General features: G+C 65.8%; 16 protein-coding genes. 10 read left to right on the forward strand and 6 right to left on the reverse strand.

The features are described 5' to 3' along the window. Nucleotides 1-7: 7 nt before the first annotated feature. Genes J5251_RS09880 through J5251_RS09895 form a run of 4 tightly spaced genes read right to left on the reverse strand, consistent with a single transcriptional unit; the run spans nucleotide 8 to nucleotide 5223 of the window. The gene (locus J5251_RS09880; protein ID WP_208575964.1) at nucleotides 8-1639 is read right to left on the reverse strand and encodes a dipeptide ABC transporter ATP-binding protein; all 1632 of its coding nucleotides are present in this window, start codon (nucleotides 1637-1639) and stop codon (nucleotides 8-10) included. Then, nucleotides 1636-2553, reverse strand: coding sequence for an ABC transporter permease (locus J5251_RS09885; RefSeq protein WP_208575965.1), 918 nt, complete (start codon nucleotides 2551-2553; stop codon nucleotides 1636-1638). The genes J5251_RS09880 and J5251_RS09885 overlap by 4 nt, the downstream gene beginning before the upstream one ends. Then, the gene (locus tag J5251_RS09890; protein WP_244250891.1) at nucleotides 2550-3581 is read right to left on the reverse strand and encodes an ABC transporter permease; all 1032 of its coding nucleotides are present in this window, start codon (nucleotides 3579-3581) and stop codon (nucleotides 2550-2552) included. Before J5251_RS09890 ends, J5251_RS09885 begins: the two co-directional genes overlap by 4 nt. Then, nucleotides 3562-5223: an ABC transporter substrate-binding protein gene (locus tag J5251_RS09895; protein ID WP_208575966.1), complete on the reverse strand. Its 1662-nt coding sequence runs from the start codon at nucleotides 5221-5223 to the stop codon at nucleotides 3562-3564. Before J5251_RS09895 ends, J5251_RS09890 begins: the two co-directional genes overlap by 20 nt. Before the next feature lie 318 nt (nucleotides 5224-5541). On the opposite strand from J5251_RS09895, the gene hpaH reads away from it, so the two are divergent. Together hpaH and J5251_RS09905 are read left to right on the forward strand one after the other, a co-directional pair. Next, nucleotides 5542-6327, forward strand: a complete 786-nt coding sequence (hpaH, locus tag J5251_RS09900; protein ID WP_074699314.1) for a 2-oxo-hept-4-ene-1,7-dioate hydratase — start codon at nucleotides 5542-5544, stop codon at nucleotides 6325-6327. Further along, nucleotides 6312-7139: an aldolase/citrate lyase family protein gene (locus tag J5251_RS09905; protein WP_139007278.1), complete on the forward strand. Its 828-nt coding sequence runs from the start codon at nucleotides 6312-6314 to the stop codon at nucleotides 7137-7139. Before hpaH ends, J5251_RS09905 begins: the two co-directional genes overlap by 16 nt. A gap of 104 nt (nucleotides 7140-7243) precedes the next feature. On the opposite strand, the gene J5251_RS09910 is transcribed toward J5251_RS09905, so the two are convergent. Continuing rightward, nucleotides 7244-8404 (reverse strand): glycosyltransferase family 4 protein, encoded by a 1161-nt coding sequence (locus J5251_RS09910; RefSeq protein WP_208575967.1) that lies wholly within the window; start codon nucleotides 8402-8404, stop codon nucleotides 7244-7246. Between the two features lie 149 nt (nucleotides 8405-8553). On the opposite strand from J5251_RS09910, the gene J5251_RS09915 reads away from it, so the two are divergent. The 5 genes from J5251_RS09915 (at nucleotide 8554) to J5251_RS09930 (ending at nucleotide 14034) form a co-directional block, all read left to right on the forward strand. Further along, on the forward strand, nucleotides 8554-9306 hold the full coding sequence (locus tag J5251_RS09915) for a sulfite exporter TauE/SafE family protein (protein ID WP_208575968.1): 753 nt from the start codon (nucleotides 8554-8556) through the stop codon (nucleotides 9304-9306). Between the two features lie 141 nt (nucleotides 9307-9447). Next, the gene (locus J5251_RS20485) at nucleotides 9448-9579 is read left to right on the forward strand and encodes a hypothetical protein (protein ID WP_276608416.1); all 132 of its coding nucleotides are present in this window, start codon (nucleotides 9448-9450) and stop codon (nucleotides 9577-9579) included. A 326-nt stretch (nucleotides 9580-9905) separates the two neighbouring features. After that, nucleotides 9906-11273 (forward strand): FAD-binding oxidoreductase, encoded by a 1368-nt coding sequence (locus tag J5251_RS09920; RefSeq protein WP_208575969.1) that lies wholly within the window; start codon nucleotides 9906-9908, stop codon nucleotides 11271-11273. Nucleotides 11274-11425: 152 nt separating this feature from the next. Further along, nucleotides 11426-12604: a zinc-dependent alcohol dehydrogenase gene (locus tag J5251_RS09925; protein WP_139007282.1), complete on the forward strand. Its 1179-nt coding sequence runs from the start codon at nucleotides 11426-11428 to the stop codon at nucleotides 12602-12604. Between the two features lie 104 nt (nucleotides 12605-12708). Continuing rightward, complete coding sequence (locus J5251_RS09930; RefSeq protein WP_139007291.1) at nucleotides 12709-14034, forward strand: cell division protein PerM; 1326 nt, start codon at nucleotides 12709-12711, stop codon at nucleotides 14032-14034. A gap of 51 nt (nucleotides 14035-14085) precedes the next feature. On the opposite strand, the gene J5251_RS09935 is transcribed toward J5251_RS09930, so the two are convergent. Next, nucleotides 14086-14502 carry a hypothetical protein gene (locus J5251_RS09935; RefSeq protein ID WP_139007283.1) on the reverse strand — a complete coding sequence of 139 codons (417 nt, stop codon included), beginning with the start codon at nucleotides 14500-14502 and terminating at the stop codon, nucleotides 14086-14088. 40 nt (nucleotides 14503-14542) lie between these two features. Between J5251_RS09935 and purN the strand changes: the two genes are divergently transcribed. The 3 genes from purN to J5251_RS20345 all read left to right on the forward strand — a co-directional run bounded on the left by purN (nucleotide 14543) and on the right by J5251_RS20345 (nucleotide 16902). Further along, entirely contained in the window at nucleotides 14543-15112 is a 570-nt protein-coding gene (gene purN, locus J5251_RS09940; RefSeq protein ID WP_208575970.1) for a phosphoribosylglycinamide formyltransferase, read from the forward strand. 231 nt (nucleotides 15113-15343) lie between these two features. Further along, the gene (locus J5251_RS09945; protein WP_208575971.1) at nucleotides 15344-15952 is read left to right on the forward strand and encodes a DUF6318 family protein; all 609 of its coding nucleotides are present in this window, start codon (nucleotides 15344-15346) and stop codon (nucleotides 15950-15952) included. A 101-nt stretch (nucleotides 15953-16053) separates the two neighbouring features. Beyond that, entirely contained in the window at nucleotides 16054-16902 is an 849-nt protein-coding gene (locus J5251_RS20345; RefSeq protein ID WP_244250893.1) for a hypothetical protein, read from the forward strand. The last annotated feature ends 27 nt before the right edge of the window (nucleotides 16903-16929 follow it).

The following is a 16929-nucleotide window of genomic DNA, read 5'->3' on the forward strand; positions in this document are numbered from 1 at the left end:
GGCGGGCTTAGCGCGCCTCGAGGGCCGGGGAGGATGCGAGGAGCTGTTGTGTGTAGGGATGCTGGGGCGCGGCGAAGAGCTGCTCGGCCGGGCCTTGTTCGACGATCCGGCCGCGCCGAAGGACGGCAACCCGGTCGCTCATGTGCCGCACCACCCCCAGATCGTGCGAGATGAACAGGTAGCTCAGCCCTAGTTCCCGCTGCAGGTCATCAAGCAGGTCCAGGATCTGGGCCTGGATGGAGACGTCCAGCGCCGAGGCCGGTTCATCGCAGATCAGGATCCGGGGCCGCCGCGCCAGGGCCCGGGCAATGGCGACGCGCTGCCGCTGTCCGCCCGAAAGCGTGCGCGGGCCGCGGCGGGCAAAATCCGCGTGCAGCCCGACCATCTCCAGCAGCTCGTCGACCTGCGATCCGGAACCCCGGGGATTCAGCGTCCGGCCTCTGGTGGCCGCATCCGCGAGAGTCTGGCCGACGGTCAGCCGCGGGTCGAACGAGCTGAGCGGATCCTGGTATACGGTGCCGATCAACGGCCGCCGGCCGCGCCGCTCCTTCTCGGTAAGCAAGCTCCAAGGCTCACCGAACAGGCGGAGCTCGCCGGCATCCGGTGCGGTGAGCCCGAGCGCGATGCGGGCGATAGTGGTTTTTCCGGAACCGGACTCGCCCACCAGCCCCAGCGTCTCCCCGGCGGCCAGTTCGAAGGACACATTGTCGACGGCGGTAAAGCTGGTCTTGTCCGGGTTGCGGAACCGTTTGGCCAGATCGGTGGCCTGCAGGACGGGTGTGTAGGACTGGGGGGAACGTCGGTCCGCAGCTTTTGGCTTCGCGGCCGCTGGTCCGGACAAGCGCGCGCCGCGGGGATGGGCGGAGGGCACGGCGCGCAGCAGCTTCTTCGTGTAGTCGTGCTGAGGGGAGCCAAGGACCTGAGCCACCGGGCCCTGCTCCACAATCCTGCCCCCGGTCATCACCGCCACCTGGTCCGCCACCGAACCGACCACGGCCAGATCGTGGCTGATCAGCAGCATCGCCGTTCCCCGCTCCCGCAGCGAGGCCAGCAGGTCCAGGATCTGCGCCTGCACCGTGGCATCGAGCGCGGTGGTGGGCTCGTCGGCGATGAGCAGCGTCGGATCCAGTGCGATGGCGGAGGCGATCAGGGCACGCTGGCGAAGGCCGCCGGAGAGTTCGCCGGAGCGTTGGCCCGCCCGCAGCTGCGGATCGTCCATGCCCACATCGGCCAGCAGCGACAACACCCGCCGGCTGCGTTCGGCACGGCTCAGCCGGGTGCGCAGCCGGAGCGAATCCTCGATCTCACGCCCGATGGTCCGCAGCGGATCCAGTGAGACCAGCGCATCCTGCAGCACAAAGCCGACCTTGCTCCCGCGCAGCTGCCGCCAGCCGCGCCGGCCCAGCCCGGTCAAGGATTCACCGCCCAGTTCCATCCGCTCCGCCGAAACGTCCGCAGTGTCCCCGGCGAGGCCGATCAGGGACCGCGCGGTCACGGACTTGCCGGAACCGGATTCGCCCACCAGCGCCAGGCACTGCCCGCGGCCGATGGACAAAGACACCCCGCGCACCGCCGGGACGGCACCAAAGCCGACGTTCAGGTTCTCCACCCGCAGCACGACGTCGTTCTTCGCATTCACCGTCCGGCCACCCTTCGCTGCAGGGCCCGCCCGAGCACGGTCGAGGACGCCGCCGTCAGGACAATCGCGACGCCGGGGAAGAACGTCATCCACCACGCCGGGCCCAGGTACGTCCGTCCGGCCGCCAGCATCGCGCCCCACTCGGCGGCCGGCGGCGGTGCCCCGAGGCCGAGGAAGCTGAGCGAGGACGCCCACACCACGGCCTGTCCCAGTCCGAGGGTGCCGAGCACAAAGACGGGGGAGAGGGCGTTGGGCAGGATGTGGCGGAAGAGCACCTGCGCGGGCCGGCGGCCCAGTACGACGGCGGCCTCCACCATCGCGGACGACCGCACCTGGCTGATTTGGCCGCGGATGATGCGCGCATAGCCCGGTGCCGTGGAGAGCCCGACGGCGATGACCGAGGTGGTGATGCCCGGACCGGCCAGCGCGATGAACACGAGCGCCAGCAGCAGGCCCGGCAGCGCGAACAGGACTTCGAGGATCCGGCCCACGCCGAAGTCGAGCCAGCGGCCGCCGAGTCCGGCCAGGGTACCGAGCACCAGCGCCAGTCCTACGCCGATGGCGGTGGCCGCGGCGCCGATCAGCAGCGAGGGGCGGGCACCGTGGATCACCCGCGAGTAGATGTCCCGGCCGGACTCGTCCGTGCCGAACCAGTGCTTCGGGGACGGGCCCTGGAACGAATCGGCCGGGTTGATGGCCAGCGGGTCGAACGGCGCCAGCAGCGTAGGGAAGCAGGCGGCCAGGACCAGGAACAGAGCGACGGCGGCGGCGCCGAGTTCGACGGCGCGCAGGCCGGACACCCGGCGCAGGCTGCGGCCGCTGAGGATTCCCGGGGCGCCCGGGGCGCCCGGCGTGCCCGGGGTGCCGGCGAGGACCGGGTCCTGGTGATTGCGCTTGCTGGAAAAGATGCTCATGCGGCCCGCAACCGTGGATCGGCGGCGCGCTCGGCCACGTCGCTGGCGGCCATGACCAACACATATGCCAGTGCCGAGACCAGGGCGACACCGGTGACCAGAGGAATGTCGCGGAGCGTGACGGCATTGAGCAGCGTCCGGCCGAGGCCCGGCCTGGCAAAGATGGACTCCACGACGACGGCGCCGCTGAGCAGGCTGCCGAAAGCCCAGCCCGAAAGCGCGATGCCGGGCAGCGCGGCATGGCGCAGGGCATGGCGGAACAGCACACCGGTCTCGCCTTCCCCGCGCGCCCGGGCGGAAAGGGCGAAGGGCGACGTCATGGCGTTGAGCATCGATTCGCGCATCACCTGGCCCAGGAACCCGGCCAGCGGCAGCGCCAGCGCGAGCACCGGCAGCACCAGCCCGTCGGCGGAGTTTGTGCTGACCGGCGGCAGCCAGCCGAGCGTGTTGCTGAACAGCAGGATCAGGATGCTGGCCAGCCAGAAGTGCGGCACCGCGGCTGCCGCGATCTCCAGCCCCGAAGCAACGACGGCGGCCGCCTTGCCGTTCAGCGTGGACCAGCAGGCCAGCCCGAGCGCCAGCAGCCAGGCAACCAGCAGAGCCAGAGCGGACAGCAGGAGGGTGCCGGGCAGTTGGTTGCCGAGCAGTTCGGCTACCGGCATCCGCAGCGAATAGGACTCGCCCAGATCGCCCTGCAGCAGGCGGCCCAACTGGGTAAAGTACTGGGCCAGCAGCGGCTGGTCCAGCCCGTAGTCCCGGCGGACCTGCTCCAGCGCCTCGGGCGACGCCTGCGATCCCGGCCCGCCAAGGATGGCCTCGGCCGGGTCGCCGGGGATCAGCCGGATCCCGAAGAAGATCAACGTGGCCACGGCCCAGAGCACGAAGACCGCGCCCAGTACCTTGGCGAGCAGCCAGCGGACGGTTGTGGGGAGGCGGACACTGTCACCCAGTATCCGCGCTGGCCCCCGGTCGCCGTCGGTTACCGTAGGCCGGCCGGGAACCGGTTGCTCAGGAGTTGAGCCAGGCATCGTAGAACGTCGGCGTGGACACGGTGGGCAGCGCCCGCAGCCCGGAGACTTCCGAGCGGTACAGGAAGTGGTTCTGCTGGTCGTACAGCGGCAGGATGTAGTATCCCTCCAGCACGATCTGCTGCGCCTTTTCGTACAGCGCCGCGCGCTCGGCCGGGTCGGAGGTTTCGCTGCCCTTGGTCAGGATCTCATCGAGTTCGTCCAGCTTCACCTGGGACAGGTTGGCGAAGTAGCCGCTGGGTGCCGGGACGGTGCTGTCCGAGTGGAACAGGATCCGCAGCACGTCCGGGCCCACTTTGGTGTACGGGGCGCTGACCAGGTTGTAGTCGTTCTCGGCCAGGGCACCGTACCAGCTGGACAGGTCCAGCAAGTTCAGTTTGATCTCGAAGCCGGCTTCCTTGGCCGTGGCCTGCAGCTGCTCGAACAGGGACTGCTCGGCCGGGATGGACTGGTTGGTGCTCACGGGGAATTCCAGGCTCAGCCGCTCGCCGTCCTTCACCCGGTAGCCTTCGGCATCCCGCTCGGTCCAGCCGGCTTCGTCCAGCAGCCGGTTGGCCTCGGCCGGGTCGTGGCCGAACAGGGACTCGTCCGAGTAGCCCAGCGGCTCGACGCTGGACAGCGGCGAGTATGACCGTTCGGCAGTACCGAAGAACAAGGAGGATACGCCGTCGTTTACGTTCACCGCCCGGACAAACGCCTCGCGCACCAGCGGGTCATTGAAGGGCGCCTTGCTGGTGTTCAGCTCGAGCCGGTTGGAGGCGCCGGGCCGGGGCGCGTCCAGGTGTTTGATGACGTCGTTGTTCTCGGCCGCGGCGATGGTGTCCGGCTGCGCGTTGTCGATCACGTGCACCTCGCCGGCCTGCAGTGCGGCATACCGGGTGGCGGATTCCGGAATGAACTTCCAGGTGATGGACTCCAGGTAAGCCGGGCCCCCATGGGCCGCGTCGGCCGGCGGGGAGTTGTAGTTCTCGTTGCGGACCATGGTGATCGAGTCCTGCTTGACCCAGTCCTCCACCATGAACGGACCGGTGCCGACCGGCGCCGCACAGTTCTCTTCCTGACTGCGCTCCAGTGCCTTGGGCGACTGGAGGGCGACCCACGGCATGCTGAAGGATTCCAGCAGCGCGCTGTCCGGAGCCTTGAGGTTCAGCTTGAGCGTGAGGTCATCGACCACCTCGGCGCTCTCAATCTTCTGCAGCGCCAGATAGCCGGTGGAGGACGCGGTTTCGGGATCCTGGACGTGCTCGATGTTGGCCTTCACGGCCTCGGCGTTGAGCGGGGTGCCGTCGGTGAACTGCACGCCCTCGCGCAGCGTGAAGGTCCAGCTGAGGCCGTCTTCGCTCTCCTGCCATTCGCTGGCCAACCACGGGATGAACTCGCCGTCGACGTTCTTGGAAACCAGCGGTTCCAGGTACTGACTCGCCGCCAGGGCCTGCGGGTAGTTGCCGCCGACGTGCGGATCCAAGCAGGTCGGTTCGGCGTCGCCCGTGGCGTAAACCAGGTTTCCGCCGCTGACCGGCTCGCCCGCGTTCTCTTCGGAACCGGTGCCGCCGGCGCTGCAACCGGCCAGAAGTACGACGGCGGCCGCGGCGCCTGCCGCTGTCATGACGGCACGGCGCGGGGTACGGAAGGCAAACGACATAGGATACTTCCTCAACTGGATCCGCCCGGCGGTAGCCTGCGGCGGTGTTGCGCGGCCGGACGGGCGCCGGCGCAGGTTTGTACCCATTAAGGGTAGGTCAGCAGCGCAAACCGGAGCATGACGCGCCGCACAATGTGAGCAAGCTCTCCGGCGGGCCGACCGGCGGACAGGCTGTAATGGAAGTCTCGTCACTGAGCGGGGAAACGTACTATGGTGCTGTGGCCGCCCGGCACCGCCGCCGTAGGGAGGGCCACCAGACCGGACGGGGGTTCCGTCCGGCTGCCCGCAGCTGATGACTTTTGGACTGGAGCCTGTCGCGTGCTTGATCAGACGACCATTGAGAAGATTGCCGATGAGCTGGTGGAGGCCGGGCGCACCCGTACGCCGGTGCCTCGGCTGACGGCCCGGTACCCGGAGATGACGGTGGAGGACTCCTACGCCGTGCAGAACCTCTGGCGGGAGCGCAGCGAAGCCAATGGCCGCAAGCTCGCCGGGCGCAAGATCGGTCTGACTTCCAAGGCGATGCAGGCCGCCACCGGCATTACCGAACCGGACTACGGGATCATCTTCGACGACATGATCCTCGAAAACGGCTGCACCGTGAAGTGGGACCAGTACACGCACCCGCGCGTCGAGGTGGAGCTGGCCTTCGTGCTGAACCGTGACGTGAAGGGCCCCAACGCCTCCATCTTCGACGTCCTGAATGCCACCGAATACGTGGTCCCCGCCCTGGAGATCCTGGACTCGCGGATCGAGATGGAAGGCCGCACCATCGTGGACACCATCTCCGACAACGCCGCCATGGGTGCGATGGTGATCGGCGGCAACCCGGTCCGCCCGCAGGACGTCGACCTGCGCTGGATCGCCGCGATCCTGTACAAGAACCAGACCGTGGAGGAGACCGGCGTCGCCGCAGGCGTCCTGAACCACCCGGCCGCCGGCGTGTACTGGCTGGCCAACAAGATCGCCCCCCACGGCGACCACCTCAAGGCCGGCGAAACCATCCTCGCCGGCTCCTTCACCCGCCCGATGTGGGTCTATGAAGGCGACACCGTGCACGCCGACTACGGACAGCTGGGATCCATCACATGCCGATTCGAGTAGAAGCAGCGCCGTCCTTCAAGGACCTCGTCAACAACGCCGACCGCACCATCGCGGGCATGTTCGTGTGCTCCGGCGACGCCGGCATCGCCGAGATCTGTGCCGGCTCCGGCATTGATTACCTTCTGATCGACGCCGAACACGGGCCCAACGGGCTGGAGACGGTCCTGGCCCAGCTGCGCGCCATCGCCGGCTACCCGGCCATCCCCGTGGTCCGCGTCCCCTTCAACGATCCGGTGCTGATCAAGCAGTTCCTGGACATCGGTGCGCAGTCGCTGATCGTGCCCATGGTCAACAACGCGGAGCAGGCACGGGCCGCCGTGGCGGCCATGCACTACCCGCCGCGCGGCATCCGTGGAGTGGGTTCGGCGCTGGCCCGTTCGGCACGCTGGAACCGCATCCCCGACTACCTCAACCGTGCCGAGGACCTGGTTACCCTCGTGGTGCAGGTCGAAGCGGCCGAGGCAGTCCAGAACGCAGCGGAAATCGCCGCGGTGGACGGGATCGACGGAATCTTCATTGGCCCGTCTGATCTGGCCGCCTCGATGGGCGTGCTCGGCCAGCAGGAGCATCCGGACGTGGTGGCCTCCGTGGTCAAGACGATCGAGGACGTGAAGGCCGCCGGCAAGTTCGTCGGGGTCAACGCCTTCGTCGAAGCCTCAGCCCGCCGCTACATCGACGCCGGGGCGGACTTCGTCAATGTCGGCGCCGACGTGGCCCTGCTGGCCCGCGGGACCGAGGCGCTCGCCGCCAAGTACATTCCCGAAGAGGCAGGAGTCGGAGCAGAGGCACAGGCGCCCCGCGCCAGCTACTGATCTCCGCTGTTGTGCAGCTGATGCCCTTTTGAACGTCCTGGAAAGGGCGCCAGCTGCACAATGGATACGCCTTGCCCCTTGCCGGTCTGGTCCGGCAGGCTTGCTCAGCGCAGGTACTCGCGGGCCTGGACGTTCAGCGCCCGACGCTTCACCGAGATCGCCTTGGCGTAATAGCCCACGAGCTGCTCGCACAGCACCGGCCAGGTCCTGCCCTGGACGGACTCGAACGCCGCCTGGCCGAAGGCCCGGCGCTTGATGTCGTCGCCGATCAAGTCCTGCACGCGGGCCCGCAGTTCATCCAGCTGGCCGGGCGTGTAGATCCAGCCGGTCCGCGACTGGTCCACCAGATCCAGCGGACCGCCCCGTCCCACCGCCACCACCGGCACTCCGGAGGCCTGCGCTTCCTGGATGGTCTGGCAGAACGTCTCGGACTCGCCCGGATGGACAAACAGGTCGAAACTGGCCACCATCCGCGCCAGGTCCTCGCCGCCCTGGAAGCCGGCGAAATGCGCGCCGGGCAGCTTGGCCCGCAGCGAGCCCTTCAGCGGCCCTGACCCCACGATGACCAGCCGTGTGCCGGGCAGGTCGGCGAGCACGGCTAGATCCTCCACCTGCTTCTCCGCGGCCAGCCGGCCCACAAAGCCGATAATCCGCTCGCCGTTGGGCGCCACGGAACCCCGCCACCCGGCGTCGTACTTTTGCGGGTTGAAACGTGAGGTGTCCACGCCCCGCCGCCACAAATGCACCCGGCGCACGCCGTGGTTGTGCAACTGGTTCACGGCGAAACTGGACGGCGCCAGAGTGAGGGTCGAGAGCTCATGGATGTTCTCCACGTGCTGCCACAAAATCTGCTCCAGCCACGGGGCGCCGTACCGTGCGGCGTAAGCGGGAACCTCGGTCTGGTAGATGGACACTGCGGGGATGCCCAGCTGTTGCGCAGCCTGCACGGCCCGCCAACCGAGGACGAACGGCGAGGCCACGTGCACTACCTCGGGCATGAAATCCGCGAAGATCCGCCGCAGCCGCGCCGGCGTCCCGGCGGCGACCCGCACATTGGCGTAGCCGCGCAGCGCGACGGATGGCAGCCGGTGCACCGGATAACCCTCCACCTCGGCCGGCGCCTCATCATCGAGCCACGACGAGGTCGGCGCGACGACCAGCACGTCGTCGCCCCGCCGGCGCAGATGCGCAATGACCTGCAGCAGCGAGTGGGTGACGCCGTTCATATGCGGCAGGAACGATTCAGCAACAATGGCGATCCTCACGCTTCTACCGTGGCGGCCGGGCGCAGACTCCCGGCGAGGACAGGGTTTCGCCCCGATGAACAGTTGCAGAAGACTCACGACGGCGCGGTCCGGGCCGATGGCGGGAGAAGCGGTCCGGGCAGGCGGCGGGAGGCGGCTAGGGTAGTCGGGTGACTCTTGGACTTCTGAGCGTGATTCTGGTGGCGATTTTCCTCGGCTCGGTAGCCCAGCGGATTGCCGGGGTGGGCTTCGCGTTGCTGCTCTCGCCCATCCTGGTGATGCTGCTCGGCGCGCACACGGGGATCATGATGATCAATATCTGTTCGGTGGTCTCGTGCGGCCTGATCGTGCCGCGGGTCTGGGCGGACATCAACTGGAACATGTTCTGGTGGCTTACCATCCCGGCCACACTTGGGACCATCGGCGGCTCCTTCATTGCGGTCAACGTCCCGTCCGCGCCGCTTGTCGTGACAGTCGGCGCCGTCGTCATCTTCGCCCTCGGCCTGTCCGTGATGCTCCACCGCGCTTCCGTGACGGTGAGCGGCAACCCGCCGAAGGCGCTGGCGGGGCTGGGGTCAGGACTAACCAACTCGCTGGCCGGGGTGGGCGGCCCCACCGTCAGCGCCTACGCGGTGCTGGCCCGCTGGCCGCAGCGGGAGTTCGCCGGCACGCTGCAGCCCTACTTCCTGGTCATCTGCTTGATCACCGTTGGCGTCAGGACCTGGCTCAATCCCTCCCACCTGCCGCAACTGGACTGGTGGATGTGGGCAGCGCTGGCGGTCATGATCGTCGTCGGGATCTTCACGGGGGAGAAGCTGCTGAGGCACATCAAGGACGACCACGCGCGGGTGGCCGTCATCATCATGGCGTTCGTGGGCGCGCTCGCTGCGCTGATCAAGGGACTGCTGGACCTTAACGGCTAAAGCTGGACTTCAACGGTTAAAACGGTGCCGTTGTTCCCGTCGCGCCCCTTTTCCGGCTGTTTCGTGCCCGTACTGGCTTTTTATTTTAAAGCAGGTATGGTCTCTCATACCGTTGTATTTCGCCTTGAAAAAGGAGCTGGAATGGCAGGAAAGTCCCCGCAGGGGTCTAACACCAAGAAACAGGGTAAATCTATCAAGGAAAAGCGCGCCGAGAAGCGTTCGAAGTCCGCGGCTGAGGAGGAGCTCATTCCCAAGCGCCGCAAGGGCGCCTAAGGTAGGGCTGGATAAAGAAACCTAGGCTGGCGGAAATCCGGAGGCAGTCCGCGGCATTCTTGCCGTGTTGATTTCCCGGAATATTCCGCCTTTCCGGGCGGCTGGTTCTTTTTGAACCAGCCGCCCGCTTCCATTTAACGGCCGCATTCCGGAAATTCCATCAAGATTGATTGCCGGAAACAGCCTTTCCCGAAGAGCGGATTTACCTTTTCCGGCGAGGAAAGTGCCGGATTGTCCCGTGCCCCCGCTCAATTTTGGTGCTGGTTGCCCGTCGCTGCCCGGCGTAACATCTGTCTCGGGTGGCCCATGGTGCGAAGGAGCAGACCATGGAATGGATCCGGCCGGAAGACGCCGGCTACGACGAAGCGCGCACACTTTTCAACGCGATGATCGACCGGCGGCCAGCCGTGATCGCCCTATGTTCGAGCGCGGCCGACATCCGCGAAGCGCTGTTATACGGGCGGCAGCACGGCCTCGAGGTCGCCGTTAGATCCGGCGGCCACTCCGTTGCCGGCATGTCCATGAACGACGGCGGACTGGTCATCGACGTGCGCGGGCTGAAGGACATCACCGTGGACCCTCAGGCCCGCACCGCAACCGTTGCCGGCGGCGCGACCTGGGGAGAATTCGACCGCGCCGGGCAGCCCTATGGCCTCGCGGTCACCGGCGGCAGGGTCTCGACGACCGGCGTTTCCGGTTTCACCCTCGGCGGCGGATCCGGCTGGATGGACCGTGGCTGGGGGTTGGCCTGCGACAACCTGATCTCCGTGGATCTGGTGACTGCGGCAGGCGAGGAAGTGACGGCCAGCGCCGATGAGAACCCGGAGCTGTTCTGGGCGCTGCACGGCGGCGGCGGGAATTTCGGCGTAGCCACCTCCTTTACTTTCAAAATGTACGACGTCGGCGAGCAGGTTCTGTGCGGCCTGCTGCTGTGGCCGGCCGGACAGGCCCGGGACGTGGCGTGCGCCTACCGGGACTTCGCGCCTGGCTCGCCAGAGGCCCTGGGCTCTTGCCTGCTGTCGGTGATCGCTCCGCCGGAGGAGTTCGTACCGGCCGAACTGCAGGGCCACCCGGCCCTGGGCCTCGTGGTGGTCTATGCGGGCGACCCGGACGAGGGCAGGGAAGCGGTCCGGCCGCTCATGTCGCTGCAGCCCGCGGCCGATATTGTCGAGCCCCGCCCGTACGCGGATTTCCAGTGCATGCTCGATGACGCTCCGGGGCAGTTGAACTACTGGACGGCGGACTACCATGACGAGTTTCCGGACGCAGCACTGGATGTCTTCCTCCGGTTCGGGGAAGCGCTGCCGCATGAATCCTCACAGATGCTGCTGGCACCATGGGGCGGCCGGGCCGGCAGGGTTGACCCGGACTCCACACCGATGGCCCGGCGCACTGCCCAGTGGATCACCCACCCCTTCGCCGTGTGGCAGGACCCGGCGCAGACCGCTGACGCGATCGGCTGGGCCAAGGGCTTCCGTCGCGACATTGCTCCCTATGCCAGCGGCGGCGTGTATCTGAACTTCATCGGCCACGAGGGGCAGGAACGGATCATGGCGGCCTTCGGGCCTGAGAACTACGCCAGGCTCGCCCGGATCAAACGGGACTTCGATCCGGACAACGTCTTCCGCGGGAACCAGAACATCCTGCCCGCCGCCGGAGAGCCGGCCGAAAGGGAAGGTGCCGTTGCCCCCTGAGGTACGTGCCGCCGTCGTACGTTGACGCGTTATGCCGCCGCGGGCCTGTCAACCTCTGGCCCGAACCAGAACCGGCGCGTAGCGTTGAAAAGGTTCCCGCCGTCGAGAAATCACGCGGCCCGGCACGCGAATCATTGACAGGAGTTCCAGACATGAAAGCTCTGACCTGGCAAGGCAAACGTCAAGTGTCCGTCGAGGAGGTCCCGGATCCGGCCATCCAGGACCCCACGGATGCCATCATCCGCATCACCTCCACCGCCATCTGCGGCTCGGACCTGCACCTGTACGAGGTGCTGGGCCCGTTCATGAACAAGGGCGACATCCTCGGCCACGAGCCCATGGGCATTGTGGAGGAAGTCGGCAGCGCCGTCACCAACATCAAGCCCGGCGACAAGGTGGTCATTCCGTTCAACATCGCCTGCGGGAACTGCTTCATGTGCGGCCTCGGCCTGCAGTCGCAGTGCGAGACCACCCAGGTCAGGGAGAAAGGGTCCGGCGCGGCGATGTTCGGCTACACCGAACTCTACGGCTCCGTGCCGGGCGGCCAGGCCGAGTACCTGCGGGTGCCGCACGCGGACTACGGTCCCATCAAGGTGGCTAACACCAGCATTCCGGACGAGCGCTACCTGTTCCTTTCCGACATCCTGCCCACCGCCTGGCAGGCCGTGGATTATGCCAATGTCCCCGGCGGCGGCACGCTGGCCGTCTTTGGGCTTGGCCCCATTGGGCAGCTGGCCAGCCGGATCGGCAAACACCTGGGCTACCGCGTCATCGCCGTCGAACGCATTCCCGAGCGCCGCCAGATGGCCGAGCGGCACGGCATCGCCACGCTGGACTGGACCCGGACCTGTCCCGATGACCTGCGCGACATGACCGGCGGACGCGGGCCGGATTCGGTGGTCGACGCGGTCGGGATGGAATCGCACGGTTCGCCGGTGGCAGCCGCCGCTCAGGCCGCCGTCGGGGTCCTGCCGCACCCCGTGGCCAAGCTGGCCATGACGACGGCGGGGGTGGACCGGCTTGCCGCCCTGCACGCGGCGATTGATTCGGTTCGGCGCGGCGGTACCGTCTCGCTCTCCGGAGTCTATGGCGGAGAAGCGGATCCGATGCCGATGCTGAAGATGTTCGACAAGCAGCTCCAGTTGCGGATGGGCCAGTGCAACGTCAAGCATTGGATCACCGACCTGCTGCCCTTGGTGGACGACGACACCGACCCGCTGGCTTTGTCCGATCTGGTTACCCACCGCGTCTCCCTGGACGAGGCGCCGGCCATGTACGAGATGTTCCAAAAGAAGGAGGACGGCTGCATTAAGGTTGTGCTTCAGCCTTAGTGTTGCGCTGGCTGCGGGCGGCGGAACTGTTAGGGCCGCCGCTTTTGGCTGCTCCGCCGCGTCGCTGTCCGGACGGTGGCCTGTCAACTGGCACCATGGAGACAATGAAACTCAAATGGCGCCCGGGCGGGCAAAGCGGACTGCCCATGCCTCTCTGGCTGCAAGGTGGTTTCGAACTTTTCCAGAGCGCGCTGCTCTCGGCGATCGTCGTGTTGCTGCCGCTCGTTGGAGTGTGGTTCGCGGACGGGTTTGAAGACCGCAGCTTCGATTCGCTGGCCAGGCTTGGCGGACAGGCCTGGCTGCTGATCCATGGCGTGCCGCTGCAACTGGAAATCCTAATGGGTACCACGTCCGCGGACATGGAACGGGGGACGCTGTCCCTTGTTCCGCTGGGGCTGACGCTGCTGCCCTTTTTCCTGTCCTGGCGGGCGGGACGACGTCTGGCGCGCGCCGCATATACCGACCAGCTCTGGCAGGCCCTGCTCGGCGCACTCGGCGTGTATGCCTTTGTCGGCGGTGCCACCGCTTATCTGGTGCAGACCGAGGAAGTGGAAATTTCCATGGTGGCCGGCGCCCTGATACCGCTGATCCCGGCCGGGGCCGGCCTGATCATCGGAGCGTACCGCGCGGCCGGATCATGGGGCCGGCTGATCGGCGTCGACGCGGCGGCCTGGGTGGCGAAGACCAGCCAACACTCTCGCTGGGCCGGCTCCTACGTCTGGTCCGTCATCCGGGCGGGCCTGCTGGCCGTCACCGCCGCGGTCTGCCTGGCGGCCCTGCTGCTGGCCGTGGACATTGCCCTGCACTGGGCGGACATCATCGAGATCTACCAGGAGCTGAACACCGGCGTGGTCGGTGGCATCGTGCTCACTGTCGCGCAGCTGGGTCTGCTGCCGAACTTCGTTGGCTGGACACTGGCATGGTCATCCGGTGCCGGGTTCGCCGTCGGCACCGGCAGCTCAATCAGCCCGCTCGCCACCACGGTGGGCCCGCTGCCAGCGTTCCCGCTGCTCGGCGCCCTGCCGACCGGTGAACTGACTTACGGCATGGCCGCCCTGCTGCTGCCTGTGGTTGCCGGTGTGCTGGCCGGCTGGTGGTTCCTGCGCGAGGGTGAAAACCACTTTGACGAATGGCTGTCCATCAAGGTCCAGACCCGCTGGTTTACGGCCGCTGCCTCCACCGTGGTGCTTGGCCTGCTGATAGGCGCCGCCGCCGGGGCCGGCACTGCCGGCCTGGCCTGGCTGTCCCGCGGTTCGCTGGGCATCGGCCGCTTTGTTGAGCTGGGACCGGACCCGCTGTGGACGGCACTCTGGATCGCGCTGGAAGTCGCTGCCGGCGTCGTTATTGGTTACGCCGTAGGCCCCTGGCTGGAGCGCGAACCGCGCCGCGCTGCAACAACGACGGCGGGGAGCCGCGGCAAGAAAGACTAGTTGACGCAGCGACGGCGACGCATGGCTGCCGTCATAACGACGGCGGATCCGTCAGCTCTGCGGGTTGAACAGGTTGTTGTAGTCGAGCAGCTTTTCCGAGTACTCGTTGGTGCACTGCTCCTGGGCGCTCTGCGTGACAGCCAGGCGCGTGCACTCCTCGTACTGGGCCGTGAGCGGCCAGAAGACCATTTGGGCCAGGGCGGTCAGCGCGAAAAAACCACCGACGATGATGCCGAAAATAAACGTGATCCGCAGCGTCCCCGGCAGGCCGTGCCGGACTGACTTCACCAGGCCAACGATCGAAACCACCACGGTAGCGACGGCCAGGACGAGCGCGGCAATCTTCCAGGGCAGCGGCAGAGCCGCCGCCAGGAACGTGGCCAGCACCAGCAACAGCAGAACCCGCAGATAGAGACTGGCGTTTTTTGTTTGTTCCTCGCTGGGCCGCGGCCGTGTGTCATGTTCCATGGGTTTAAGCCTAGGCGAGCCGGGAGCATAAAGTTGACGCATGCGCATCGTGGTACTCGTCTCCGGCTCCGGCACCAACCTTCAGGCAGTCATCGAAGCGGTGAAAACAGGGGAGCTTGACGCCGATATCGTCGCCGTGGGTTCCGATGTTCCTGGCTGCCTGGGGCTCGAGCGGGCGGAGGGCGCCGGTATCGAGACGTTCGTGGTGGCGCCGGCTGACTTCGGCAGCCGGCCGGAATGGAACCGCGCGCTGCAGGCCGCCGTCGCATCCTATGCCCCGGATGTTGTGCTGCTCGCCGGTTTCATGCGCATCCTGGACGCTGAATTCGTCGAGGCCTTCGAGGGTCGCATGGTCAATACCCATCCCGCGCTGCTGCCTTCGTTCCCAGGTGCCCACGGGGTGCGGGACGCACTGGCTCACGGCGTGAAGATCACCGGCGTCACCGTGCACATTGTCGATTCCGGCGTGGATACGGGGCCGATTCTCGCGCAGGCGGCAGTGCCCGTTCGTGAGGAAGACACCGAGGAAGTTTTGCACGAGCGCATCAAGGTGGAGGAGCGCAAGCTCCTGGTGCAGACGCTGGCGGACCTCAGCACACGCACCGGCTAGCTTTTCTGGTGGCGATGATGCGGCTGCGTTTGCGCTGCTGTCTCCACGACTTATTGCGCTCCCCGCGCCCGGTTTCCTGTGGATAACCTTCCTGCCCAGTTAAACGTGTGATTACACTGGCTCGAACGCATCCGTTAGAAACCCGACCAGTGCATAGGGGTCTCGGTGAACCGCAGGACCAAATTCGCTACTTCCACGCGTGCCCGATCCTCGGTGTTTGCCCTGCTGACTGTGGCCGCTCTCGGCCTCACGGCCTGCGGCGGCGACGCCGAGGGCGAGCCCGGCAGTTCTGCCTCGCCCGCAACTTCGGCTGTTGCTTCTGAAGCTGCAACGCCGACGCCTACCCCGAGTGCCACTCCCGAATACAAGCCAGCTTCGGCTGACGGTCCTGCAGAGAATGTTCCACTCCCGGATATGCCCAGCGAAGCGAAATTAAAATCACAGCAGGGTCTTGAAGCTTTCATTCCTTATTGGTTCGAGACGTTGTCATATGCATACGAAACAGGAGATCTGGCTCCACTGCAGAAAAGCACCGGCCCCGATTGTCTGATCTGCGGCGAGTTTACCAAATCCGTAGTTGAGGGAAACGCAAACAATAGATGGATTGTAGGTGGCCGACTCGACGTCGTTGAGATTGAAGATCGATTCATTGAGACAATTGATGGTGACTACGCGCCAATAGTTTTCCTGACACAGCAACCCCTCGACTACTACGAAAGCGGTGAGTTGCTGGGAACTGCAAAAGGATTTTCTGAACCACTTCTTTGGGTAGCGACTATTGAGTACGCGGATGGCCAATGGAAGATGCTGGATTTTGAGCGCCCCAAGGACGCGTCGTAGTGCTAGGAATCCCAGGGCGAGTTTTAGCGCTAGCGATCGTCGGATTGCTGGGGTTCGGGCCTACCCTGCCGATAGATTCGCAGCAGTCCCGGAAGAATGAGATGCCGGATTTCATCACGGACGTCACCGACAACGATTTTGTGATCAGCGGGGAGCGAGAAACGAGCAGTGAATCTCAGCAGAAGCCGGCTGGCTCCGGCAGAAAGCCCTCCAGGCTTATGGGCGGTTATGAGCCAAAGCCGCAGAGAAAGTACGAGCCCGTGTGCATTGCAGACTTCAACAACATTTCCATTACTTGTGTGACTATCAATGACCAATGCTCGGTCGGCGTAAACGGCACACTTATGAGAATCCTTCAAGCCCCAGCAGGCCAAGATCCCCCTCAATGGAGGGATACGAACGAGACCATTTGTCAGTATCCAGATCGGCCGATCGACACCGCGGAAGAAGCGGATGAAGATCCCTTGCCCACGATTACTGTCGAGTTCTTTCGTCGTCTACCTATCGCACCGTCTCATTTAGGAGTCGAACCTGTACCACACACGCTGATCGGTGCCGAAACGAACGTCTTTGCGGATCCCAATCCCCAACGTTTCGATGAGGTAGTTGACGGGCATGATGTCGCTGTTCGAGCCATCCCGACATCGTATACATGGGATTATGGAGATGGAACCATTCTGGGCCCGACAGACGATCCGGGAGGTCCGCTTGCAACTGACCGGATTGGGGAGGCAACTGCGACAAGCCATAGATTCGTCAGGACAGGGGACGTTCAAATCTCACTGACGACGACGTACCGGGGTGAGTACTCTTTTAACGGCACAGACTGGATTGGCATCGCCGGCGAAGCCAATGTTATGAGTCCGTCCGTCAGTGTCAGTGTATGGCGCTCAGTTGTGAACAACTTTGCGGATAATTGTCTCGAGAATCCAAACGGGGCTGGCTGTTGATCGTTGGACCAGAATAGGACGTCCGCC

The organism is Arthrobacter crystallopoietes (genome assembly GCF_017603825.1).
Lineage (GTDB): Bacteria > Actinomycetota > Actinomycetes > Actinomycetales > Micrococcaceae > Crystallibacter > Crystallibacter crystallopoietes_B.